25 protein-coding genes are annotated in these 21,151 nt (G+C 67.5%); 13 read left to right on the forward strand and 12 right to left on the reverse strand.

Going from position 1 to position 21,151, the window contains the following annotated elements:
- Nucleotides 1-307: 307 nt before the first annotated feature.
- From ABZX92_RS20510 to ABZX92_RS20525, 4 genes are all read right to left on the reverse strand, one after another.
- Nucleotides 308-1,687 carry an FAD/NAD(P)-binding oxidoreductase gene (locus ABZX92_RS20510; RefSeq protein ID WP_355561481.1) on the reverse strand — a complete coding sequence of 460 codons (1,380 nt, stop codon included), beginning with the start codon at nucleotides 1,685-1,687 and terminating at the stop codon, nucleotides 308-310.
- Nucleotides 1,684-2,511, reverse strand: coding sequence for a ferredoxin (locus tag ABZX92_RS20515; RefSeq protein WP_355561484.1), 828 nt, complete (start codon nucleotides 2,509-2,511; stop codon nucleotides 1,684-1,686). Before ABZX92_RS20515 ends, ABZX92_RS20510 begins: the two co-directional genes overlap by 4 nt.
- A 161-nt stretch (nucleotides 2,512-2,672) precedes the next feature.
- Nucleotides 2,673-3,407: a DUF4142 domain-containing protein gene (locus ABZX92_RS20520; RefSeq protein ID WP_355561487.1), complete on the reverse strand. Its 735-nt coding sequence runs from the start codon at nucleotides 3,405-3,407 to the stop codon at nucleotides 2,673-2,675.
- A gap of 37 nt (nucleotides 3,408-3,444) precedes the next feature.
- Nucleotides 3,445-4,050 (reverse strand): hypothetical protein, encoded by a 606-nt coding sequence (locus ABZX92_RS20525; protein WP_355561490.1) that lies wholly within the window; start codon nucleotides 4,048-4,050, stop codon nucleotides 3,445-3,447.
- 114 nt (nucleotides 4,051-4,164) lie between these two features.
- Between ABZX92_RS20525 and ABZX92_RS20530 the strand changes: the two genes are divergently transcribed.
- From ABZX92_RS20530 to ABZX92_RS20545, 4 genes are all read left to right on the forward strand, one after another.
- A complete protein-coding gene (locus ABZX92_RS20530) occupies nucleotides 4,165-4,734 on the forward strand; it encodes a sigma-70 family RNA polymerase sigma factor (protein WP_045315736.1) in 570 nt (189 codons plus the stop codon).
- Nucleotides 4,731-5,474 (forward strand): zf-HC2 domain-containing protein, encoded by a 744-nt coding sequence (locus tag ABZX92_RS20535; protein ID WP_355561493.1) that lies wholly within the window; start codon nucleotides 4,731-4,733, stop codon nucleotides 5,472-5,474. Before ABZX92_RS20530 ends, ABZX92_RS20535 begins: the two co-directional genes overlap by 4 nt.
- An 81-nt stretch (nucleotides 5,475-5,555) precedes the next feature.
- The gene (locus ABZX92_RS20540; RefSeq protein WP_156213572.1) at nucleotides 5,556-5,966 is read left to right on the forward strand and encodes a hypothetical protein; all 411 of its coding nucleotides are present in this window, start codon (nucleotides 5,556-5,558) and stop codon (nucleotides 5,964-5,966) included.
- A gap of 12 nt (nucleotides 5,967-5,978) precedes the next feature.
- Nucleotides 5,979-6,449 carry a DUF1232 domain-containing protein gene (locus ABZX92_RS20545; RefSeq protein WP_355561496.1) on the forward strand — a complete coding sequence of 157 codons (471 nt, stop codon included), beginning with the start codon at nucleotides 5,979-5,981 and terminating at the stop codon, nucleotides 6,447-6,449.
- Here the strand turns inward: ABZX92_RS20545 and ABZX92_RS20550 are convergent.
- Nucleotides 6,384-6,872 (reverse strand): GNAT family N-acetyltransferase, encoded by a 489-nt coding sequence (locus ABZX92_RS20550; RefSeq protein WP_355561499.1) that lies wholly within the window; start codon nucleotides 6,870-6,872, stop codon nucleotides 6,384-6,386. The two genes, ABZX92_RS20545 and ABZX92_RS20550, sit on opposite strands and share 66 nt — an antisense overlap.
- Before the next feature lie 62 nt (nucleotides 6,873-6,934).
- Between ABZX92_RS20550 and ABZX92_RS20555 the strand changes: the two genes are divergently transcribed.
- From ABZX92_RS20555 to ABZX92_RS20565, 3 genes are read left to right on the forward strand one after another with little or no spacing between them, the layout of a single operon-like run.
- Nucleotides 6,935-8,080, forward strand: coding sequence for a SpoIIE family protein phosphatase (locus ABZX92_RS20555; protein ID WP_355561501.1), 1,146 nt, complete (start codon nucleotides 6,935-6,937; stop codon nucleotides 8,078-8,080).
- A complete protein-coding gene (locus ABZX92_RS20560) occupies nucleotides 8,077-9,585 on the forward strand; it encodes an ATP-binding protein (RefSeq protein ID WP_355561504.1) in 1,509 nt (502 codons plus the stop codon). The genes ABZX92_RS20555 and ABZX92_RS20560 overlap by 4 nt, the downstream gene beginning before the upstream one ends.
- The gene (locus ABZX92_RS20565; protein WP_355561507.1) at nucleotides 9,578-10,018 is read left to right on the forward strand and encodes a response regulator; all 441 of its coding nucleotides are present in this window, start codon (nucleotides 9,578-9,580) and stop codon (nucleotides 10,016-10,018) included. Before ABZX92_RS20560 ends, ABZX92_RS20565 begins: the two co-directional genes overlap by 8 nt.
- Here the strand turns inward: ABZX92_RS20565 and ABZX92_RS20570 are convergent.
- The 5 genes from ABZX92_RS20570 to ABZX92_RS20590 all read right to left on the reverse strand — a co-directional run bounded on the left by ABZX92_RS20570 (nucleotide 9,993) and on the right by ABZX92_RS20590 (nucleotide 12,842).
- On the reverse strand, nucleotides 9,993-10,433 hold the full coding sequence (locus ABZX92_RS20570) for a ClpX C4-type zinc finger protein (protein ID WP_355561510.1): 441 nt from the start codon (nucleotides 10,431-10,433) through the stop codon (nucleotides 9,993-9,995). The two genes, ABZX92_RS20565 and ABZX92_RS20570, sit on opposite strands and share 26 nt — an antisense overlap.
- Nucleotides 10,434-10,678: 245 nt before the next feature.
- Nucleotides 10,679-10,831 (reverse strand): hypothetical protein, encoded by a 153-nt coding sequence (locus ABZX92_RS20575; RefSeq protein WP_355561513.1) that lies wholly within the window; start codon nucleotides 10,829-10,831, stop codon nucleotides 10,679-10,681.
- A complete protein-coding gene (locus tag ABZX92_RS20580; RefSeq protein ID WP_355561516.1) occupies nucleotides 10,828-11,553 on the reverse strand; it encodes a lysophospholipid acyltransferase family protein in 726 nt (241 codons plus the stop codon). Before ABZX92_RS20580 ends, ABZX92_RS20575 begins: the two co-directional genes overlap by 4 nt.
- Complete coding sequence (locus ABZX92_RS20585; RefSeq protein ID WP_355561519.1) at nucleotides 11,540-12,553, reverse strand: MBL fold metallo-hydrolase; 1,014 nt, start codon at nucleotides 12,551-12,553, stop codon at nucleotides 11,540-11,542. Before ABZX92_RS20585 ends, ABZX92_RS20580 begins: the two co-directional genes overlap by 14 nt.
- 19 nt (nucleotides 12,554-12,572) lie before the next feature.
- Nucleotides 12,573-12,842 (reverse strand): GNAT family N-acetyltransferase, encoded by a 270-nt coding sequence (locus ABZX92_RS20590; RefSeq protein WP_355561522.1) that lies wholly within the window; start codon nucleotides 12,840-12,842, stop codon nucleotides 12,573-12,575.
- Between the two features lie 38 nt (nucleotides 12,843-12,880).
- On the opposite strand from ABZX92_RS20590, the gene ABZX92_RS20595 reads away from it, so the two are divergent.
- The 4 genes from ABZX92_RS20595 (at nucleotide 12,881) to ABZX92_RS20610 (ending at nucleotide 17,882) form a co-directional block, all read left to right on the forward strand.
- Complete coding sequence (locus tag ABZX92_RS20595; RefSeq protein ID WP_355561525.1) at nucleotides 12,881-13,858, forward strand: LLM class flavin-dependent oxidoreductase; 978 nt, start codon at nucleotides 12,881-12,883, stop codon at nucleotides 13,856-13,858.
- 46 nt (nucleotides 13,859-13,904) lie between these two features.
- Entirely contained in the window at nucleotides 13,905-14,333 is a 429-nt protein-coding gene (locus tag ABZX92_RS20600) for a hypothetical protein (protein WP_355561528.1), read from the forward strand.
- Between the two features lie 263 nt (nucleotides 14,334-14,596).
- Nucleotides 14,597-15,370 (forward strand): ABC transporter ATP-binding protein, encoded by a 774-nt coding sequence (locus ABZX92_RS20605; RefSeq protein WP_355561530.1) that lies wholly within the window; start codon nucleotides 14,597-14,599, stop codon nucleotides 15,368-15,370.
- Complete coding sequence (locus tag ABZX92_RS20610; protein ID WP_355561533.1) at nucleotides 15,363-17,882, forward strand: ABC transporter permease; 2,520 nt, start codon at nucleotides 15,363-15,365, stop codon at nucleotides 17,880-17,882. Before ABZX92_RS20605 ends, ABZX92_RS20610 begins: the two co-directional genes overlap by 8 nt.
- Here ABZX92_RS20610 and ABZX92_RS20615 read toward each other — a convergent pair.
- The gene (locus ABZX92_RS20615) at nucleotides 17,873-18,508 is read right to left on the reverse strand and encodes a helix-turn-helix domain-containing protein (RefSeq protein ID WP_355561536.1); all 636 of its coding nucleotides are present in this window, start codon (nucleotides 18,506-18,508) and stop codon (nucleotides 17,873-17,875) included. The genes ABZX92_RS20610 and ABZX92_RS20615 overlap by 10 nt on opposite strands.
- 55 nt (nucleotides 18,509-18,563) lie before the next feature.
- On the opposite strand from ABZX92_RS20615, the gene ABZX92_RS20620 reads away from it, so the two are divergent.
- Entirely contained in the window at nucleotides 18,564-18,998 is a 435-nt protein-coding gene (locus tag ABZX92_RS20620; protein WP_355561539.1) for a VOC family protein, read from the forward strand.
- Between the two features lie 45 nt (nucleotides 18,999-19,043).
- Here ABZX92_RS20620 and ABZX92_RS20625 read toward each other — a convergent pair whose 3' ends face one another.
- The gene (locus ABZX92_RS20625) at nucleotides 19,044-19,871 is read right to left on the reverse strand and encodes a dienelactone hydrolase family protein (protein WP_355561542.1); all 828 of its coding nucleotides are present in this window, start codon (nucleotides 19,869-19,871) and stop codon (nucleotides 19,044-19,046) included.
- An 89-nt stretch (nucleotides 19,872-19,960) separates the two neighbouring features.
- Here ABZX92_RS20625 and ABZX92_RS20630 point away from each other — a divergent pair, with 89 nt between their 5' ends.
- Nucleotides 19,961-21,148, forward strand: coding sequence for a CoA transferase (locus ABZX92_RS20630; protein WP_355561544.1), 1,188 nt, complete (start codon nucleotides 19,961-19,963; stop codon nucleotides 21,146-21,148).
- The last annotated feature ends 3 nt before the right edge of the window (nucleotides 21,149-21,151 follow it).

Genomic DNA, 21,151 nt, shown 5'->3' on the forward strand with positions numbered 1-21,151 from the left:
GCGCATGACCGTCTTCGGGCTCGCGGCGGGTGCGGTGTTCGGCGCGTTCGCAGCGGGGTTCGCGAAGATCTTCGGCACGTCCAGCCGGTCGCGCAGGTCCTGGGTGCCCTCGGCCGGTGTGGCGGCTCGGGAGCCCGCCGAGCCGCCACACCGTTGGTGACGCACGAGAAGGAGGTTCAGCTTGCCGGCGCGGGATCGAGCGCATCGCCGCGTGACGCCATCGGTCCGCCACCTGGCCACGACAGCGACGTCGGAGTTCGCTCGTCACCGCTTGCCCTGTGCCGACAGCAAATACCTCCTGACCTGGTTAAGGCCTCGCGCGTCCTCCGCCCACTCGCACCATCTCCGGCCTCGAGCGTGAATGCCGCCGCCGCTGCAATGGCGGGGACATCGACGACGAGACGGACGGGGGAACGGATGATGCGCGGGCGGCGACCGGTTCGGGAACTGGCATCTGGGTGGTGGGAAGAACTTCCGGGACGGCGGCGGCAGCGGGTTCCGCCGGCTGCGTCCACACCGTCCGGTTCTCCTCGACGGTGTTCTGCCGGAAGAGTTCCGGGGTCTCCGTGATGATCTTGCCGGGCTCTTCCAGACCGACGATGCCGACGAGCTTGCCGTTGGCGATGAAGCCGGTCAGTCCGTTGACGTCGGTGGTGTCGGTACCCAGCACGGGTAGGCCGGCACCCTGGACGCGCATGCCGTACTGCTCGGTCCAGAAACGCGGCACCGGCGTGTACGACTTGGCGTGGTTGCGGCCGACCAGCAGGTTCTCGGCGGCGGCGCGACCACCCTCGACGGCGTTGAGCCAGTGCTCGACGCGCCGGACGGCACCGTTGAAGCGCAGGTTGGGCCAGCGGGCCACGTCACCGCAGGCGACGAGGTTCTCGGCGCCGACCACGTGGTTCGTCTCGTCGCACAGCACGCCGTCCGAGATGTCGAGGCCGGAGCCGCGCATCCAGTCGGTGGCGGGCGACGCGCCGACCGCCAGGACGACGCACGAGGCGAAGAACACCTGACCGTCGGACAAGTGGATCCCGATGCCACCGGGCTGACGCACCCAGTGCTTGATGCCGACACCAGTGGCCAGCCGCACACCGTGCTCGACGTGCGCCTCGGTGATCTTCTTGCCGATGTCGTCACCGACGACGCCGCCCAGCAGTGCGGGCGAGCGCACGATCAGAGCCACGTCGCGGCCCATGTGACGAACCGAACACGCGAGCTCGCAGCCGATGAACCCACCGCCGATGACGGCGACGAGGCCCTGCGACTGCCGGATGTTCCTGCGGATCGCGATCGCGTCGTCCAACGTCCGCAGCACGTGCACCCGCGGGTCGTGGCGTGGTGCGCCGCCCATCGCACGAGCGTCGACGCCCGTCGCGATGATCATGCCGTCGTACTTGATCTCCTCGCCGCCGGGCACCCACACCGACTGCTTCTTCGGGTCCAGGTGCAGGGCCGGGGAGTTCAGCCGCCACTCGGCGTCGAGGTCACCCGAGAACGACAACAGCGAGTCGTCCGGGGTCCACTCACCGGTGATGATCTGCTTCGACAGACAAGGGCGGTGGTACGGGAGGTGCCGCTCGGCGGACAGGATCGTGATCTGACCGTCGAAACCCATCTCCCGCAGCCGTTCCGCGGAACGGACTCCTCCGAGCCCGCCGCCGACGACCACGATCCGTTCGCTCACTTCACTCGCTCCCTGATCTCGATCGCACGCATCGGGCACGCGCGCTGTGCCGCCCGGGCCTGAGCGAAGTGCTCCTCCGGCGGTCGGCGGTTGTAGGTCAGGCGGTTGTCCTCGATCAGCTGGAAGACATCCGGTGCCTCCGCCTGGCAGGTGCCGTAGCGGTGGCATTTCTCGTTGTTGACGCTCACGTCCATCGCGTCGCCCTCGCCGACGCCGGGTTCCTTGCCGCGCTCGGAGTCGAGCATGCCGATGCGCACCAACGCTTCGGACGGCAGGAACCGGGCCAGGGCCAGGGTCGCGGTCGGGACGAGAATCGTGAGGCCGGCGAGCCACAGCACGGACAGGTTGCCGTTGGCGATGGCGCCGAACCAGGAGTGGACCACGGTGATGCCCACCGCGATGTAGGCGGTCTGGTGGAACCGCAACCACTTGCGGTAGAAGACTTTGTGCCGCATCGAGGCGAGCACGGCGATCGCGAGCATGACCTCGAGGCCGAGGATGCCGAACGCGTGCCGGAGCAGGCCGCCGTCGACGAACGGCAGGATCAGCTTGATGATGCTGAGCGGGGCTCCCTGCAGCAAGGAGAAGGCGAACGCGTGGAGGGTGCCGAACGCGATCGCCAGTGACGCGAGCACCATGTGCCCGTTCTTCAGGCCCTCACGGCCGGTGAGCTTCTCGGCCCAGCCGGTCGCGATCAGCACGCCCCAGGACAAGGTGGCGCACATCAGGACGTAAGCCAGCCTGGCGGACATCTGGGCCATCTTCTTGACGCCCGAGTCGAACTCGGTCGCCTGGGCCACCAGGAGCGGAATCTGGCTCGACAACAACTCTTCCTCCGGAAAGTACTACTCGCGGGAACCCGCCCGGTCCTTGGTGCAGGAGTGGACACTTCAGGGCCGGGCGGGTGGGAACAGGTCCGCGTTGGAGTGCCTCTGACCTTGGGACACCACCTCCGTTTCCCGTCGCACAACGGGGTCTTGCAGAATCACCGCACCGGTCGTCGCGGGCGGAGTACTCGGAGCAGGAGCACTGTGAGAACAGCTCCCGCGGCGGTGACCGTGAGGATCACCCACATGTTCGGCCCCTCACCGGAGGCCAAGGTCGCGTTGATGATGCCGCCGGCGGGCTGCGGGTCGGCGAAGGCGGGATCGCCCGCCAGACCCGTGCTCTCCAGCAACGTCATGTGCTTCATCACCACGTCGATACCGGCCTGCGCGAACCCGCGGATGACGTCGTTGCGGGTCTGCGTGCGCACCTTCGCGATGAAGTTGAAGACCTGGCCGTGCGCGGCCCGCAACCGGGCGACGAACGCCTGGTCGAACGCGTCTCCTTCGAGACCGTTCAGCTCGTCCATCCAGGACTGCTGCGAGGGGTTCGGCACGTCGGGCGTGGTCAGGTTGAACTGGGCAGCCGTCTTCTTCGTCAGGTTGTCCAGCATCATGTGGTCAAGCATGATCATCTTGCCGATCTGCTTGACCCGCGCGTTCGACGCCTTGGTGGCCGTGAGCTCACCCATGGGCATCTCCCACAGGCCTGCCTGACGCACCTTGTTCAGCAGGTCTCGGTCGTTCGCCGTCAACGGACCGGACGGGGTGTCCTGCACTCCACCGGTGTCCGCAGGTTGTGCCATGGCGGCGAACGGGGCGGCGAAGAAGAGGAACAACATCGCCAAGACGGTGGCGAGGGCTCTGGTCATCGTCTTGATGTCCTCGTTGTTCAAGGGAGGTCGGTAGGGGGCTGAAGAGAGAGCAGTGGGCTCAGTAGCCGGGAGCTGCCGGTGGCGTTGCGGACGACGGTGTCTGCCCGGCCGGCGAGGTGGGGGACGTGCTCGGCGTACCGCTGCTCTTGTTCTGCGTGTTGTTCTGGGCTTTTCCGCCGGTGATCTTGGCGCCGTTCGGAGCGGTGACCCACCAGGTCCCGCCCTTCCCCTGCCCCTTCATGTCACCGGCCACCTTGTCCTCGGCGTAGGTGTACTGCGGATAACCCGCGATGGTGAGCTGCTTGGTGCCGTCCGGCCTGGTCAGAACGCCCATGGAGATCGGATCGACGCCGGTCGCCATCGGGGTCTTGTCCGCGAGGACCGGCTTCCAGGCCTTCGCGCACTCCCCCTCGCAGTTCGACTTGGACGGCTTGGGAACGTCCTTGTCGAAGCGGTAGAGCGGGAGTCCTTCGGCGTCGGTGATGAACCAGCCCATCTGCTCGGTGTTCGCGATGAAGTAGTTGTTCACACCGCTCAGATCAGCGTTTTTGGCCTGCAGGCCGCCAGGAGCGGCCGCCCCTCCGGGAGGAGTCGACCCACTGCCGCACGCCGTGAGACTCACAGCCAGTGCCGCCAGGGCGGTGATGGCTTGACCACGTCGCATCGGCAGGTCCTTTCTCGGCTTGGGTACCGAGGAGTACGGACACGATCCGGCAACGGTTCACGAACTTCGTGAGGAATATTTGCCTCTCGACTTGAGACGCTTCATGAGGCAAGGATGTCCCCCGTGGCGCGGCATAGACGTCAACGCGAGTTAGACGAACAATCACCAAGACCGGGATCCCTCGAGGAAGAGTTGATCCGTCGGCTGTACGAGGAATTCGGCAGCGCCCTGCTGGGACACTGCATGAGGTTGACTGGCCATGATCGTCAGTGGGCAGAGGACATCGTGCAGGAAACCCTGGTCAGGGCATGGCGCAACGCCGAGAAACTCGAACGTGACCCCGTGCTCTTGCGGTCGTGGTTGTTCACGGTGGCAAGGCGGTTGGTCATTGACGACAGGCGTAAGAGAAGCGTCCGTCCGCAGGAGTTCGAACTGACCCCTTCGGACGAGTCGCCCTCGGGCAGCGAGGAGGATCGCACCCTCGCAGCGATCGTCGTCGCTGAGGCGATGAACGGTCTCTCTGAAGAACACCGGGAGGCTATTCTCGAGACATACCTGCGGGACCGCACCGTCGGTGAGGCCGCGGCGGCACTGGGTGTGCCACCGGGAACGGTCAAGTCGAGGGTGTACTACGCGCTCCGTGCGCTGCGGCGCGCGTTGCACGATCGGGGAGAGACGCGGTGACAACGGCACCAGATCACCTCGACGTCGCCGCCTACGTGCTCGGCATCCTCGATGCCGATGAGGTGGAGGCGTTCGAGAACCACCTGACCGAATGTCGGCGGTGTGCCCTTGACCTGCGCGATTTCGCGGTGGTGCCAGACCTGATCGACGAGGCCGACGCGGGCGGCATGCTGCGCGGAACAGCTCCGGAACGCCCGGACGGCAAGTCGGTCCGGGTCATGCTCGACGCCGTGTCGGCGCGCAGGAAGCGCCGCCGGTGGTTCGTCGCCCAGGGTGTCGCGGCCGCCGCCGCCGGCATCGTGGCGGTGACGGCCGTCGTCACGACGCTGGTCGTGCGCGGCACTGATGACGGGTCCAACACGGCCGCACCCCCGAACACCAACACGACGACGTCGCAGACCCCGGTGGCGCAGAACTCCACCGACTCGTCGATGAAGGTGCAGCAGCAGGACCCGAACAGCGGTGTCTTCACGAAGATCACCGCCTCCGACGAAGCGTGGGGCACCTCGATGGACATCGAGGTCAGCGGCATGTCCGGCCCCACCAAGGGATCTCTCGTCGCCGTCGGACGCACGGGCCGCGTGGCCCAGGTCACCTCCTGGTACGCGCCCGAACCGGTCGCGGGTGACAGGAAGACCATCCGGCTCCAGGCGAACGTGGCCATGCGCTGGCACGAGATCGCGACGTTCCGGATCCAGGACGAGAGCGGCAAGATCCTGCTCGAGGTCGTCGCGTCCTGACGCTTCCCGGCACCAGAGGGCTGCCCCTGCGGGATCCGTGAGATCCTGTAGGGGCGGTTGTCGTTTTGGGGAGGCTTGCACGTGGCGATAGGCCCGTCAGCGGTCGAGCGCTGGCTCGATCTGTCCACAGAGGAGCTGCGCGCTCAGGTCACGCGGCTCGTGTCCGCCCGGCTACCGGGTGATCACGCTGTGTGGCAGGCGATCCGGCGTCATCCAGCTCTGGTTCCACGCATTCGCGGTGTCCTCTCCGGACTCACCGCGACGGCGGCCGGGAGCAAGGACGAGGCCATGCAGAAGGTGTGGATCTCCAAGGCGCGCGCCGCCCTGGACCAGCCCACGCCGGCTCCGGTCAAAGCAGTGCGCAAACCGAAGGTTGAAGAGGTGCCGGTTGAGGAACCCGAAGCCGTGATCGAGCTGAGGGAACCGGAACCACAGGAGCTCAAGCAGCCCCACAAGGCCATTCCGACGATGCTCTTCCAGGAGCCGAGCTAGGAGCAGCCGCAGATGGTCGTCTTCGGGTCACTCATCTCGCTGTCCGGCCTGGCCGTTCTGCTGTTCCGCACCGCGGACATCGGCGGGCTCAGCCCGGCCCTCGTCGGCTGGGTGATGATCGCGCTCGGACTGGTGTCCGTCGGCGTGGGCGTGCTGCGCAACCGGCGCAAGCGCGCCCTGAAGGGCCCCGGCCCGGTCGGCAACCCGATCCAGCGCGCGAAGGCGTTGCCGCGCCTGTGGAAGGCCTGGCGCGGCGGCCGGTACCCGGACCTGCCGAAGAGCCAGGTGCTGCTGTGGGCGGTGTCGCTGGTCTACCTCGTGTCGCCGATCGACGTGCTGCCGGAGTTCCTGCCGGTGATCGGTGTGACCGACGACGCGGGCGTGCTGGTCTGGTTGCTCAGCAGCCTCTCGATCGCGTCAGGGTCGTACCTGCGCTGGGAGAAGGACCATCGCGACCCGAGTCGCGGGATCGAGGCCCCTTGAGGCCTCCTCGCGCATGATTTCGGCCACGCCGGGCGAGGTCTCGGTGACGGCGCGGAACCCGAGCCGCTCGTAGTACGGCTGGTTCCACGGCACGTCCCGGAACGTCGTCAGCGTCACCGCGCGCCCGGCCCGCCTGACGTGCTCGATCAACGCCGCACCGATTCCCCGGCGCGCGTGTGAGGGGTGCACGCTGACCTGGTGGACGTGCACGCCACCGTCCACGTCACCGACCGCGATGAACGCCACGGGCACGCCCCGCTCCCCCACCGCGACCCAGACCTCGTTGTCCGCCAGGGCTTCCAGGGACATCGGGTCATCGTCGGCGATCTCGGGCAGGCCGGCCTCGCGGAACACTTCCCCGGAGGCGTTTTCGATCTCCTGGAGGTACGGGAGTTCGGCTGGTTGGGCGAGACGGATCAACACGCCCGCAATCCTGGTAGGTCGGGCGCGAACCCCGCACCTGAATAACGTTAAAGTCCGACCTGATGCGAACCAAGACCGTGCGCGTCCTCCTCGTCGAGGACGACGATGGCGACGCTCTGCTCGTCGAGGCGCTGCTCGAAGAGGCGAGGGCGCCGTTCATCCTGTCGCGCGCCCGCACCCTGGCGGAGGCGGAGCGCCTGCTCGCCGACGCCGAGTGCGTGCTGCTCGACCTCGGCCTGCCCGACTCGCAGGGCCTCGACGGTCTGCACCGCCTGCTGAAGAAGCCGAACGCGCCCGCGATCCTGGTGCTGACGGGCCTCGACGACGAGCGCGAGGGCATCGACGCGGTCGCCACCGGCGCCGAGGACTACCTCATCAAGGGCCAGGTCGACGGCGAGCTGCTGCTGCGCGGCGTCCGGTACGCGGTCGAACGCCGCCGTGCCGAGGACGCCCAGCGCCAGCTCCGCGAGGCCGAGCTGCTCGCCGCGGAACGGTCGCGCCTGGAACGCGGCCTGCTGCCTCCCCCGCTGCTGCAGAACTCGGACGTGAACCTCGGGGTCCGCTACCAGCCCGGCGGCCAGCGGATGCTGCTCGGCGGCGACTTCTACGACGCCGTGGGCATGCCGGACGGCACCGTGCACGCGATCATCGGCGACGTCTGCGGGCACGGCCCGGACGAGGCCGCGCTGGGCGTCTGCCTGCGGATCGCGTGGCGCGCGCTGGTGCTGGCAGGCGAGCCGCCGGAGAAGGTGCTGCGGACGCTGGACCAGGTGCTGGTCGCGGAACGGCACGGCGAGGGCATCTTCACCACCGCCTGCATGGTCACCGTGGCTCCGGACCGGCGTTCGGCGCGCTACTTCCTCGCCGGGCACCCAGAGCCGTTGCTGCTGGTGGGCACCCAGATCGTCGACCTGCCCCAGTCCAAGATCGGCGTCCCGCTCGGCGTGCTGCCCGACTACGCGTGGACCGGGGTGGACGTGCCGCTGCCGTCCGGCTGGGCGATCGCCTGCTACACGGATGGACTGATCGAGGGCCGGGTACCCGGCGACACCGACCGGCTCGGGGTCGAGCGGCTGTGCGACATCCTCCGCAGGCACCTGGCCGAGGGCCCCGACTGGATGGACTCCGTCATCGCGGAGGTGACGGAGCTCAACGGAGGCGCGCTCGACGACGACGTGGCCATTCTGCTGCTGAGGGACGGAAAGTGAAACTGCCCGACCGGTTGCCCGCTGGCAGGGTGCTCATCGGTGTCGTGACGATCCTGCTGGCCATGACCGCGATGGCCATCGCGTCGACGGTTCTCGCCCTGGACGCGCTCGGCGACGCACGTTCGCGGTCGGTCGACCAGATCGAGCCGGCCGCACGCCGCGCGAAGGACCTGAGCCGCGCGCTGCTCGACCAGGAGACCGGTGTGCGCGGCTTCGTGCTCACCACCGAGAACAGCTTCCTCCAGCCCTATCTGGACGGTCGCAAGGCCGAGGTCGAGGCCGCCGACTCGGTGCACGCCCTCCTCCGCGACGTCAACGGCCGCGTGGACCGCATCGAGGGCCTGTCGCGGCAGTGGCGGGACCAGTACGCGGAGCCCACGATCACCGGCATCCGGAAGTCCGCGCCGGTCCAGGACATCGACCGGGGCAAGCAGCTGTTCGACCAGCTGCGCGCCGAGGTCGACATGTTGCAGGCCGACATCGGCGAACTCGGCAGGCAGGCCCGCGAGGACCTGGACCACGCGGCGAAACTCGTGCTGTGGCTGGTGATCGGCATGGGCGTGCTGCTGGTCGCGGTGATCGGCGGGCTGACGTTGCTGTTGTACCGCCTGCTGATCGCGCCGCTGGAAGGCCTCGCGGAACAGGTCAGGCAGGTCGCGTCCGGCGACTTCCGGCACGAGATCGACGCGCACGGTCCACGCGAGACGGTCATGCTCGGCGAGGACGTCGACCTGATGCGCCACCGGATCGTGCAGGAGCTCGCGACGCTCGACGAGGCCAAGACCGAGCTGCAGCGGTCCAACGCGGAGCTGGAGCAGTTCGCCTACGTGGCCTCGCACGACCTGCAGGAGCCGCTGCGCAAGGTGGCGTCGTTCTGCCAGCTGCTGCAACGGCGTTACGGCGGGCAGCTCGACGAACGCGCCGACCAGTACATCGACTTCGCCGTGGACGGCGCGAAACGCATGCAGGTGCTGATCAACGACCTGCTGGCGTTCTCCCGCGTCGGCCGGATCACCCGCGAGCAGACGGTGGTGGATCTCAACGAGGTCGTGCGCCAGCTGCTGGACAGCTACTCCGACCGGATCGAGGAGACCGGCGCGCGGGTGGAGATCGCCGAGCTCCCGTCCGTGCGCGGTGAGGCGTCCCTGCTCAGCGCGGTCTTCCAGAACCTGATCAGCAACGCGTTGAAGTTCAAGGGCGCCGAGGCCCCGGTGATCCACGTGGACGTCGAACGCGATGGCGACATGTGGAAGTTCGCCGTGCGCGACAACGGCATCGGGATCGAGCCGGAGTACGCTGACCGGATCTTCGTCATCTTCCAGCGCCTGCACCCCAAGGACGCGTATCCGGGCACGGGCATCGGACTGGCGATGTGCCGGAAGATCGTCGAGTACCACGGCGGCACGATCTGGCTGAAAACCGATGTGGACTCGGGCACGAGTTTCGAGTTCACCCTTCCCGTGGTACCCGAACTCGTTGCCGACGTTGAGGAAGTACATGTCTGATCCATCGCTGAACGTGATCGACGTCCTGCTCGTCGAGGACGATCCGGGCGACGCCCTGATGACTCAGGAAGCGTTCGAGCACCACAAGATCCGCAACACCCTGCACGTGGTGAAGGACGGCGTCGAGGCGCTGGAGTTCCTGCGGCGCGAGGGCCAGTACGAGAACGCGCCGCGGCCGGGCCTGATCCTGCTGGACCTCAACCTGCCGCGCAAGGACGGGCGCGAGGTGCTCAGCGAGGTCAAGGGCGATCCGGAACTGCGGCACATCCCGGTCGTGGTGCTGACGACGTCGGAGGCGGAGGAGGACATACTGCGCAGCTACAGCCTGCACGCCAACGCCTACGTCACGAAGCCGGTGGACTTCGACCGGTTCATCGAGGTCGTCCGTCAGATCGACGACTTCTTCGTCACCGTGGTGAAGCTGCCGCGCTGATCACGGCAGCGCTGAAGTCCAGACAGGACCGGCAGATCTTCGCGTCCGCGCCTTCGTGGACAGGCCGGGTCTCGCTGCAGAACGAGCAGTCGCCGACCCCGCCGACCTGAGCCTGCGCGACGCACACGTTGCAGATCAGCGCCGCCGGACCGGCCACCATCTTGTCGACCTCGTCGGCGACGCGACCGCAGAACCAGCACTTCTCGGTGCGCTTGGACTGCTCGACGATCTGGTGCACGCGCTGGTGGCTCATCTTCAGCGCTTCGGCGATCTCGCGCATGGACCCGCCGGCGCGGTGCAGGCGCAGCACGCTGTGGTGGTACGCGGCTTTCGCGATGTCGGCCTGCTCCTGAGCAGAGGCCGAGGCAGTGCCCGCCTTGCGCGCGGCCGCCAGCAGTTCGTCGTCGAGGGTCATACCGTCTAGGGTAGCTAGACGCGTCTAGTGCGTCTAGACAGTTGATTCCAAGGGCCCGGCCCACGTCCATGAACGGCGCATTCATCCGCCTCAGGTTCATGAAGGTTCCCTTCATGAACCAGCCAGACCGCGCATACCGGCACATCAGGCAGGTTGCCCACCGAGAGCGCTCTCGATTTGATCAAGAGTTGGTGGTACTTGCAGACGCCGGCAGAGCCAGCGCCTTGGAAGCAACCAGCTGGACGCTAGTCCGCACCACGGACGATGGCGGGGTCCTCGTCGGCCTGGACCACCCATTCCTCGTCACCGCGGCGCGGCGGGATCACCGGCGCCCACATGCCGGCTCCACCGGGGCGGGAAACTTCCTTGGCGGCAAGTAACTCTTCTAACGCAGTCATGCCTTCGGGCTACCCGTTCGCCCGGAACGTATGCCCGACAACATGGTCGTGATGGCTTCCATGACCCGCTTGGTGGCCTCGTCCAGCACTTCCGCGGTCAGCTCGCTGTCGTACAGGTCGGACAGATCCACCGGCGCACCGGCCACGACCTCGACCTTCTTGCGCGGCAACAACCTCGGCAGGACCGTGCCCCTGGGCAACAGGTCCTGCGTGCCCCACTCGGCGACGGGCACGACCGGGACGCGGGCCTCCAGGGCCATCCGCGCGACGCCGGACTTGCCCTTCATCGGCCAGTTGTCCGGGTCGTTGGTGAAAGTGCCCTCGGGGAACACCATCACGCACTCCCCCGCCTGGAGCGCTTCCACTGCTGGCCGCAGGGCCTCGGCGGCCTTGACCGAGCCGCGTTCGACCGGGATGTGCCCGCCGGACCGCATGACCCAGCCGATGACCGGCGTGCGCCACAGCGATGCCTTGGCCAGCACCCGCGGCACCCGGTTCGACATCAGCGCGAACACCACCGCCGCGACGGTGTCCGAGTTCGACAGGTGGTTGAACGCGAGGATCACGCCGCCGTTGCCGGGCACGTGCTGCTTGCCGCGCACGTTGAGGCGCACGAACAGCACGACGATCGGCCACAGCACGTCGATCGCCAGCGAGAACCAGAACCCCCGGCCTCTGCGGGGCATTCTCCAGGTCCAGGCGGCCAGCTCAAGCGGTGTCACTCTGGTATTCGAGCACGCCGGCGTTCACCGTTCGGGTCAATTCACCACGTTCGACCAGAACGTCGAGGTGCGCGGCCGTCTCACCGATCGCCAGCACCTGGTTGAACATGTCGAGGTCGTCGAACCGGCGCTGACGGCGGGTCCAGCCGATCTTGCGCGCGGTCTCGAACGCGCTGCCGCTGACCGCCTTGAGGATCTCCTCCAGGCGCTGCTCGTGGTGGTGCAGCAGCTCATCGACGCGGGCGTGCGAACTGTCCGTCACCGGCCCGTGCGCGGGCAGCAGCGTGAGGTCCGGCAGTTCGCGGGTGAGTTTCAACGACGTCATGTAGTCGCCGAGCGGCAGTTCTGGCCGCAGCGGCTCGAAGCCGATGGACGGGGTGATGTGCGGCAGCACGTGGTCGCCGGAGAACAGCACCTTCGCGGTGTGGTCGACGAACACGACGTGGCCGCGGGTGTGGCCGGGCGTCGGGATGACCTCGAGCGTGCGGTGTTCGAGCTCGACGGTGCTGCGTTCGAGCCACTCGTCCGGCTCTTCGTAGTCCCGCAGGGCGTCGTCGCGGTTGACGTGGTGCATGATCTTGATCCACGTCTCAGCCAGCTCGCCCGCACCCCATTTGCGCAGGTCGGCGACGTGCTGGTCCTCCTGACCGTGCAGGATGTGCCGCAGTGACGGCTGCTCGCCGAGGCCGAGCGCGATCTTGCTGCCGAACATTCTGCGCAGCGCCACGGCCATGGTGAAGTGGTCGCGGTGCACGTGCGTGACGAGGAACCTCTTGATGTCCTCGAAGCCCTTGTTCAGCGTGCCGAGCGCGGCTTCCAGCTGGTCACGGGCCTCGTCCAGCGCCCAGCCGGAGTCGACGAGCACCAGCCCGTCGCCGTCCTCGATCGCGTACACGTTGACCGCGCGCAGGCCGTCGTTCGGCAGCGGCAGCGGGATCCGGTGCACTCCTGGTGCCACCTCGAACGCGCCCGGTTCACTCCACACGCTCGCCCACCTCATTGTTAGCGATGGCAACTAATTACCGCACGGTAACACGGTATTCGGGGTGCTTGTCGATGTACTTCGCCACAAACGGGCACAGCGGCGAAACCTTGATATCACGGGCGATGGCGTCATCCAGGGCGAACTTCGCGAGCTGCCCCGCGAGCCCCTGCCCGGCGTAGGCCTCGTCGACCTCGGTGTGCACGAGGGCGATGACGTCCCCGATCATCCGGTACTCCAGGAACCCGGCGAGCGCGCCGTCGACGTGAACCTCGTAGCGGCTCTCGGCCTCGTTGTTGGTGACCACGTCAACCATCTTGCCTCGGAAGAGGGAAAATGGCCCGCATGGACGTCTACCTCCTGATCCTGGGTGACCACTTGCCCAACCCGTGCACGGGCGAGGAGGTGTCCCAGGCCGACCGGCTGCGGGCGATGGTGGAGCAGGCGGTCGTGGCCGAGGAGGCGGGGTTCGCGGGCGTCGCGATCGGCGAGCACCACTTCACCCGCTACATCGTGTCCGCACCCGAACTGCTGCTCGCGGGCGTGGCGGCGCGGACGTCCACGCTGAAGCTCTCGACCGGCGTGACCTTGCTGGCCCACCGCGACCCGGTGCTCGTGGCGGAGTCGCTGGCGACGCTGGACGTGCTGTCCAACGGCCGCGCCGAGCTGATCGTGGCGCGCGGGGTCGACCAGCAGACGGACGCGGCGTTCGGGGTGCAGCCGGGCCAGCTGCGGGAACGGTTCGAGGAGCACCTGCGGTTGCTCATCAAGCTGCTGGAGGAGCCGGAGGTGAGCTGGGACGGCAGGTTCCGCGGCCCGCTCTCCCACGTGACCACGACGCCACGCCCGGTGCAGACGCCACGACCGACCGTGTGGATCGGGTCCGGGTCGGCGGTGTCGGCCGATCTCGGGGCCGAGTTGCAGATGCCGCTGATGCTGCCGTCGACGCTGCGGGACCCGTCGATCTACGCGGACGTCGTGCAGCGGTACCGCGAACGGTTTCCCCTTGGGCGCGTCGGCGTGCCGAGCCATGTGTTCGTGGCGCACGAAGACGCTCGCGAACGCTGGCGGCCGCACCTCGCCGAGTACGCGCGGTTCGCGGACCCGTGGCGCGGCGACGGCGACATCGACGTGGACGCGATCATGGACGGCGCGGCGGTGTGCGGGACGCCGGACGAGGTGGCGGACCGGCTGAACGCGCTGGCCGAGCTGCTGACCATCGACACGCATCTGGTGATGGTGGACATCGGGGGCATGCCGCCCGAATCGGTCGTCGAGACGATCCGCGTGTTCGGCGCGGAAGTACTGCCGAAACTTGTTTAACGCCAGCGCTGCCGAGGGTTAACACAACTCCGCGAGGATCGGCTTCGTGGGCATCAACGTCATCGGCATCACGCATCCTGGGCAGGTCGGGGCGCTCCCCGACGGCACGAACGTGCTGGTGCTGGCCGATGACGGCACGTACGCCGATGAGTTCCTCGACACCGACTTCCGGGCGCATCAGCTGGTGGTGCGCGCACACGGGCGCGGGTCGGCTTTTTTCGGGGTGGCGGACAAAGCCCGTGAGTTGGGTGCGAGTCGGGTTCTCTTCGGTGGCTTCCGGGACGTCGCCACCGAGGAGGACCCGACGCTCGTCCTGGACGACGTGATCGCGTTCAACTCTTCGTTCGCGCGGCGGATGTACGACTGGATCCGGCCGGCGAGTGCGTACGGTGACGGACTCGTCACGTGGCTCACCGAGAACGCGGTCCGTGCGGGACTGCGCGTGGTGGAGCCCACCCGTCTTGGAATCCATTGAGGACTGATGCGTTCCTCCGATCGCGACGGAAGTTGACCGAATCGGATCCGGAAGTGTCAAGACGCTGTCGCCGCAGTGAAATACCGTTCTCCTCGCCACCACGGCACGACGCACACGCGGTGAAGCTGAGAGGTTTCTCAGCGTGTCCTCTCGGGGGTAGGTGCACACTGGTTTCAGGGTTCTCTCAGGGGAGAACCTGACCCTTCGGTGTGCTGGCGTCGCCGAAGATGGTGCGCACAAAGGCCCACAGGAGGGGAACGAGAGTGAGCGCGTCCGAAGGTGTCGCGGCGAGAGCCGTCGACGTGTGGAAGGAATACGGGTCCGGCGACGCTGCCGTGACCGCGCTCGCGGGGGTGAGCGTCGAGCTGGAGAGGTCCCGCTTCACGGCGATCATGGGGCCGTCGGGTTCGGGCAAGTCGACGTTGATGCACTGCCTCGCGGGGCTGGACGACGTGACCCGCGGCGAGGTGTGGATCGGAGACACGAAGGTCACCGGGCTGAAGGACCGCGGTCTCACTGAGCTGCGGCGCGACAAGGTCGGTTTCATCTTCCAGCAGTTCAACCTGCTGCCGACGCTGACCGCGGAGGAGAACATCACGCTGCCGCTCTCGATCGGCGGCAAGAAGATCGACAGGGCTTGGTTCGACGTCGTCGTCGACACGGTGGGTCTGAGGGACAGGCTGACCCACCGGCCGACACAGCTCTCGGGTGGTCAGCAGCAGCGCGTGGCGTGCGCGCGGGCGCTGGTGTCGCGGCCCGACGTCGTGTTCGCGGACGAGCCGACCGGCAACCTGGACTCGCAGTCCGGCGCCGAGGTGCTGGGCTTCCTGCAGCGGTCCGCCCGCGAGTTCGGGCAGACGATCGTGATGGTCACGCACGACCCGAACGCCGCTTCGTACGCCGACCGCGTCATCTTCCTCAAGGACGGCCACGTCGTCCGCGAGCTGCTGGCGCCGTCCGCCGAAGAGGTCCTGGACACCATGAAGCACCTCGACTCCGTCAAGGTGATCGAAAGCAGTGGTAGCCGCCATGTTTAAGGCGACCATCAAGAGCTTGCTGTCGCGCAAGCTCCGGCTGGTGCTGTCCGCGCTCGCGGTGGTGCTGGGCGTGATGTTCGTGTCCGGTTCGTTCGTGCTGACCGACACGCTGCAGCGTTCGTTCACCGACTTGTTCTCGTCGGCTTACGCCAATGTGGACGTTTCGGTGTCGCCGCACCAGGAGAAGGGCAAGCAGCCCGAACCGCTGACGCCCCAGGCGATCGCCGACGTGAAGTCGGTGCCGGGCGTGGCCAAGGCCGTGGGCGACGTGCAGGGGTCAGCGCGGCCGATCGGCAAGAACGGCAAGGTCATGACCACGTCCGGGGCGCCGCGGTTCGGCTCCAACTGGACGGGCGCCGGCCTGGAGAAGCTCCGCGACGGCAAGGCTCCGCAGGCGGACAACGAGGTCGTGGTCGGCGCGTACCTCGCCAAGACCGGCGACTTCAAAGTGGGCGACGACATCGCGCTGCTCACGCTGGAGCCCAAGAAGACCTTCAAGATCACCGGTGTCTACGAGTACGCGGGCGGCCGGGACTCGCTGGGCGGCGAGCTGTCGGTGGCGTTCACCGAGCCCGTGGCGCAACAGTTGTTGCTGGGCAAGAAGGACGTCTACTCGTCGATCACCGTGACGGCGGCGCAGGGCACGTCCGAGGACGCGCTGCGCGACGCCGTGGCGAGCAAGCTCGGCTCCGGCTACGACGTGAAGACCGGTGCCGCGCTGGCGAAGGAGCAGGCCGACCAGATCAACGAGGGCCTGAAGTTCTTCAACTACGTGCTGCTCGGGTTCGCCGGCATCGCGTTGTTCGTCGGCATCTTCATCATCCTCAACACGTTCTCCATCATCGTCGCCCAGCGCACGCGCGAGCTCGCGCTGCTGCGGTCGATGGGTGCGTCCCGCGGCCAGGTCATCGGGTCCGTGGTGCTGGAGGCGTTGGTGATCGGCCTGATCGCGTCGATCGTCGGCCTGGGCGCGGGCATCGGCGTGGGTGCGTTGCTGGCCAACATCTTCAGCACGCTCGGCGGTGGCAACCTGCATCTGGCGGGCATCGGCGTACCGCTGTCGGCGATCATCTCGTCGTTCGCGGTGGGCATGATCGTCACGGTCATCGCGGCCGTCATGCCGGCGCTGCGGGCGTCGCGGATCGCGCCGGTCGCGGCGATGCGGGAGGCGGCGACGCCGGACCGTCCGCTGACGAAGATCACGATCATCGGTGCCGCCGTGGCCGCGCTGGGTGGCGCGAGCCTGCTCTTCGGGTTCCGGCAGCAGTCACTGACGTTGATCTTCGGCGGCATCCTGGTGGCGTTCGTCGGTGTCGCGTTGCTGACACCGTTGCTGTCCAAGCCGATGGTGTCGCTGATCGGCCGGCTGCTGTCGTGGTCGATGCCGGGGTTGCTGGGGCGCAGGAACTCCGCTCGCAACCCGCGGCGCACCGCGATCACCGCGGCCGCGCTGATGGTCGGCATCTCGCTGATCACCGGCGTGAGCGTGGTGCTGACGTCGGCGACCAAGTCGATCGAGAAGCTGGCCGCCGGTCAGCTGCAGACCGATCTGATCATCTCCGGCGAGGGCCAGATGGAGGGCGCGCAGGCGAGCTTCAAGCGGGACGTGCTGACGCAGGTCGAGAAGACCGACGGCGTGAGCTCGGCGTTCGGCTGGGCCTCGGACGGGGTGCTGCAGGGCGACTCGCAGATGTTCGCCGTCGCGGTCACCGACGTGCCCGCGATGAAGACGATGTTCGGCCTCAAGCCGTTGTCCGGTGACATCGCGCCGCTGAAGGACGACCAGATCGCGATCCCCGAGGGCCTCGCGACCGAGAAGGGCTGGCAGACCGGCACCACGGTGACCCTGCAGCTGGCCAAGGCCCAGCCGAAGACCTACACGGTCGGGTTCATCTGGGCCAAGTCGCAGGTGCTGCAGGGCGCGATGGTGCTGCCGGAGTCAGCGGCGAAGGGCTTCCGGTCCGACCAGATCAACCAGGCGTTCGTGCAGCTCAAGCCCGGCGCGTCGGCGACGGACGTGCAGAAGCGCATCGAGCCGCTGTTCTCCGACAACCCGGAGATCACCGTCCAGGACCGCAGCGCGTTCGTGAAGCAGACGACCTCGCAGTTCGACACGGTCCTGCTGATGATCCAGATCCTGCTGGCGCTGGCGATCCTCATCGCGGTCCTCGGCGTCATCAACACCCTGGCGCTGTCGGTGATCGAGCGGACCCGCGAGCTGGGCCTGCTGCGGGCCATCGGCATGCGGCGGTCGCAGGTGATGCGGATGATCACCGTCGAGTCGGTGGTGATCTCGGTGTTCGGCGCGGTGCTCGGCCTCGCGGTCGGCGTGGCGCTCGGGCTCGCGACCGTGCAGGCGCTGAAGGACCAGGGCATCTCGGAGATCGGGTTCCCCTGGCTGACCATGGTCCAGTACCTGGTGGTGGCGGCGTTCGTCGGTGTGATCGCGGCGATCCTGCCCGCGATCCGCGCTGCTCGGTTGAACGTCCTGGACGCGATCGCCTACGAGTGAGTGCTTCCTACGAGTCGTGTCCAGGTCTCGACCAGCCACGACTCGTAGGCCTCAATCGTCTGCCCGGTGGTCTTGGTGAGCAGCAGGTAGGTCTCAGCCTGACCGAGCACCGCACCGGTGTCCGCCACCCACTCGATGTTCTCGCTGGAGATCAGGCCATCGGCGGCCAGCTTCCGGAAGAAGCCGCCGATGGCCTGATGCGTCATCTCGCGCGCCGCCTGAGCACGTTCGGCGATCTCGGGTTCGAGCGCCTCGGCCTGTTGTGCCACTTGCAGAAGCGACCCCGTGCGGGCCATCAGCTGCCCGCTGATCCCCGCCATGCGCGCGATGCGTTCCTCCGCCGTCGGCGCGTTCATCGCCTGCTGGAACCAGTCCCGATCGGGTACGGCCACGCGGTGGTAGTCCCCCGCGATCGCCACGTCCAGGCAACGCTGCAACAGCACGGCCTTCGTCGCGAACCGCACGTACACCGTGCGGGCCCCCACACCCGCGTGCTTCGCCACATCGGCGAGCGTCGTGGCGACGTAACCGCGTTCGGTGAACAGCTCGGTGGCCGCCTCGATGATCCGGACCTCGGTGTCCGCCCGCCGCGCCGCTCGCAGATCCCTGTTGACGTCTCCTGGCACATGTTGCAGTCTAACTGCATAAGTGCAGTCTCACTGCAACCAGGAGGTAACGATCATGAGCGCACCGTTGCTGGACGGCATCCACCACCTGAAGCTGCCCGTGTCCGACCTGGACAAGTCGCTGGACTGGTACACCACGAACCTCGGCTACGAGCTGATGGTGAACTTCGTCGAGCAGGGCGTGCGGATGGGCGTGTCGATGGACCACGCCAGAGGTGGGCCACCGCTGGCACTACGGCTCAACCCCGGCCAGGCGGCCGCGTCGGCCGGCTTCGACTACTTCTCCATCGGCGTGCCGGGCCAGGAGGCCATCGAGGCGCTCGCGGCGCACCTCACCGACCGCGGAGTCGCGCACGGCGGGGTCATCAGGACGCCGGTCGGCTGGGTTCTCCTCGACGTGCACGACCCGGACGGCCACGAGGTCCGCTTCTACACCGTGCCGCTCGAAATGCCCGAGGGCCTGCCCCGCCCGTTCACCAGGGAGTCGTGAGCGCTGTGCCGGGCTGTCGCGCGCCGGCACAGCACCATCACGAGATCACGCGTGCGGACAGGTGTCCTTGTAGGCCGAGATGAGCGTGTTCGGCGTCGGGGCCGGACACAGGAACTGGTCGTAGCGCAGGTCGTCGTCCACGAACCGCTTGAGCCACGACAGCGTGTACTTCCGCACCGTCACGTTGTCGCTGCGGGGCGCCGAGTGGTCGCCGCCGCGCAGTTCGAGGAACGCCTTGTCCGGCGCGGCCGTGATCGAGTTGTAGAACGGGATCGAGTGCTGGGAGTCGGGGGCGGTGGGGTCGCTCTGGCCGCCGAGCAGCATGGTCGGCACCTTGACTCCCGACCAGTTCTTCGTGGTGTGGTAGCCGGCCAGCGGGATCGAGGCCTGCAGCGTCGGACGGCTGGTGGCGGCGCGCAACGCTCCGCCGCCGCCCATCGAGTGGCCCATCACGGCGAGGCGTGAGGCGTCGACGCGCGGGTTGGTGCGGGCCACGTAGTCGAGGGCGGCGAGCAGCTGAGCGCCCCGGCTGTCCGGGTCGTCCCAGGTGGACAGGGTGTTGATGGTGATCACCACGAACCCGTAGGACGCGAGCCGCGGGCCGAAGTGCGCGACGGACGACTGGGTGGCGGTGAAGCCGGGCGAGATGGCGACAGCGCCGAACTTGAGATCACTGGTCGGGGTGTAGACCGTGCCGCCGCCGAAGTTCGACTGGCGGGCGACGGCCGCGGACGTGACGGCGAAGGTGCCTCTGGAGGCCTCGACGGAGGCGGCCGTGGGTGCAGGGCCTCGTTCGTAGGGGTTGGCTACAGCGTTTGCGGTGCCTGGGATCAGCGCCAGGACCAGCGCCGCAAGCACGACTTTGATGCGCACGACGAATCCACCTCAATTGGTTGCAGGGGTACCAATTGCGACAGCGGTGTTAACGCTACCGCTCAGTAGCCGCACTAGGGTTCGGCCACATGGATGGTGCTCTTGACGGCATTCGTGTTATCGATTTTTCGACTGTCGTGATGGGTCCGTACGCGACCCAGATCCTCGGTGACCTCGGTGCCGACGTGATCAAGGTGGAGTCCCCGTCCGGTGACTCGCTGCGAGTGCCTCCCCCGTACAAGCACGTCGGCATGAGCTCGCTGACCCTCGCGCTCAACCGCAACAAGCGGTCGATCGCTGTTGATCTCAAGGATGAACGCGGGAAGAAGATCTTCCGCGACCTCATCGAGTCAGCCGACGTGCTCGTCACCAACCTGCGCCCGCAAGCGCTGGAACGGCTCGGGCTCGACTACGAGTCGATCGGGCACGACCGGCTCGTCTACTGCCAGGCACAGGGATTCTCCGGGGAGCTGCGGGACCGGGCCGCCTACGACGAGATCGTGCAGGGCGCGTCCGGAACCGTGGACCTCATGATGCGGGCCACGGGCGCTCCGGACTACGTGCCGACCGTGCTGGCGGACAAGGTCAGCTCGCTGACGATCGCCTACTCCGTGCTGGCGGCGTTGATGCACCGCGAACGGACCGGGCGCGGCCAGCACGTCGAGGTGCCGATGACGGACACCATGCTGGCGTTCAACCTCCTCGAACACGTCGGCGGCGAAACGTTCGTGCCCGCTCACGGCCCGTTGGGGTTCGCGCGGTCGTTGCAGCCGAACCACCGCGCGGTTCGCACGAAGGACGGGTACGCCTGCATCGCCACGTACGGCGCGCGCAACGTCGCGGACTTCTTCACCGTGGCCGGACGTCCCGACCTGGCGGTGGATCCGCGGTTCGACTCCCCCGACGCGCTGTACGAGAACTTCGAAGCGTTCTACGAGCTGATGGCGGAGCTCGCCCTGGAGCACACGACCGACGAGTGGGAGGAGCTGTGTTCCCGGTACAGCATCCCCTTCGGACGCGTGACCTCACTGAAGGAAGCCGTGTCTCAATTGGACACGGCCGAGCATCCCACCGAGGGCACGATTCGCGTTGTGCCGCCGCCTGTCCGCTTCTCGGACACGCCTGCGTCCGTTCGGAGGCAGGCGCCGTGCCTGGGTGAGCACAACACCGAGATCCTGACCGAACTCGGTTACACAGCGCAGCAGATCGAGGAATTGTCGTCCGATCTAGTCACCGTAGAGGCGGTATACGGCGAATCTCGTGGCACACAAGGGTGATCG

This window comes from Lentzea sp. NPDC006480 (assembly GCF_040611995.1).
In the GTDB taxonomy this organism is placed as follows: domain Bacteria; phylum Actinomycetota; class Actinomycetes; order Mycobacteriales; family Pseudonocardiaceae; genus Lentzea.

Excerpts from the sequence above, each read along its gene's own strand:
- ABZX92_RS20525 (WP_355561490.1), bottom strand. The coding sequence starts at position 4,050 with ATGCGACGTGGTCAAGCCATCACCGCCCTGGCGGCACTGGCTGTGAGT.
- ABZX92_RS20530 (WP_045315736.1), top strand. The coding sequence starts at position 4,165 with ATGTCCCCCGTGGCGCGGCATAGACGTCAACGCGAGTTAGACGAACAA.
- ABZX92_RS20545 (WP_355561496.1), top strand. The coding sequence starts at position 5,979 with ATGGTCGTCTTCGGGTCACTCATCTCGCTGTCCGGCCTGGCCGTTCTG.
- ABZX92_RS20555 (WP_355561501.1), top strand. The coding sequence starts at position 6,935 with ATGCGAACCAAGACCGTGCGCGTCCTCCTCGTCGAGGACGACGATGGC.
- ABZX92_RS20565 (WP_355561507.1), top strand. The coding sequence starts at position 9,578 with ATGTCTGATCCATCGCTGAACGTGATCGACGTCCTGCTCGTCGAGGAC.
- ABZX92_RS20570 (WP_355561510.1), bottom strand. The coding sequence starts at position 10,433 with ATGACCCTCGACGACGAACTGCTGGCGGCCGCGCGCAAGGCGGGCACT.
- ABZX92_RS20575 (WP_355561513.1), bottom strand. The coding sequence starts at position 10,831 with ATGACTGCGTTAGAAGAGTTACTTGCCGCCAAGGAAGTTTCCCGCCCC.
- ABZX92_RS20585 (WP_355561519.1), bottom strand. The coding sequence starts at position 12,553 with ATGAGGTGGGCGAGCGTGTGGAGTGAACCGGGCGCGTTCGAGGTGGCA.
- ABZX92_RS20595 (WP_355561525.1), top strand. The coding sequence starts at position 12,881 with ATGGACGTCTACCTCCTGATCCTGGGTGACCACTTGCCCAACCCGTGC.
- ABZX92_RS20610 (WP_355561533.1), top strand. The coding sequence starts at position 15,363 with ATGTTTAAGGCGACCATCAAGAGCTTGCTGTCGCGCAAGCTCCGGCTG.
- ABZX92_RS20620 (WP_355561539.1), top strand. The coding sequence starts at position 18,564 with ATGAGCGCACCGTTGCTGGACGGCATCCACCACCTGAAGCTGCCCGTG.
- ABZX92_RS20630 (WP_355561544.1), top strand. The coding sequence starts at position 19,961 with ATGGATGGTGCTCTTGACGGCATTCGTGTTATCGATTTTTCGACTGTC.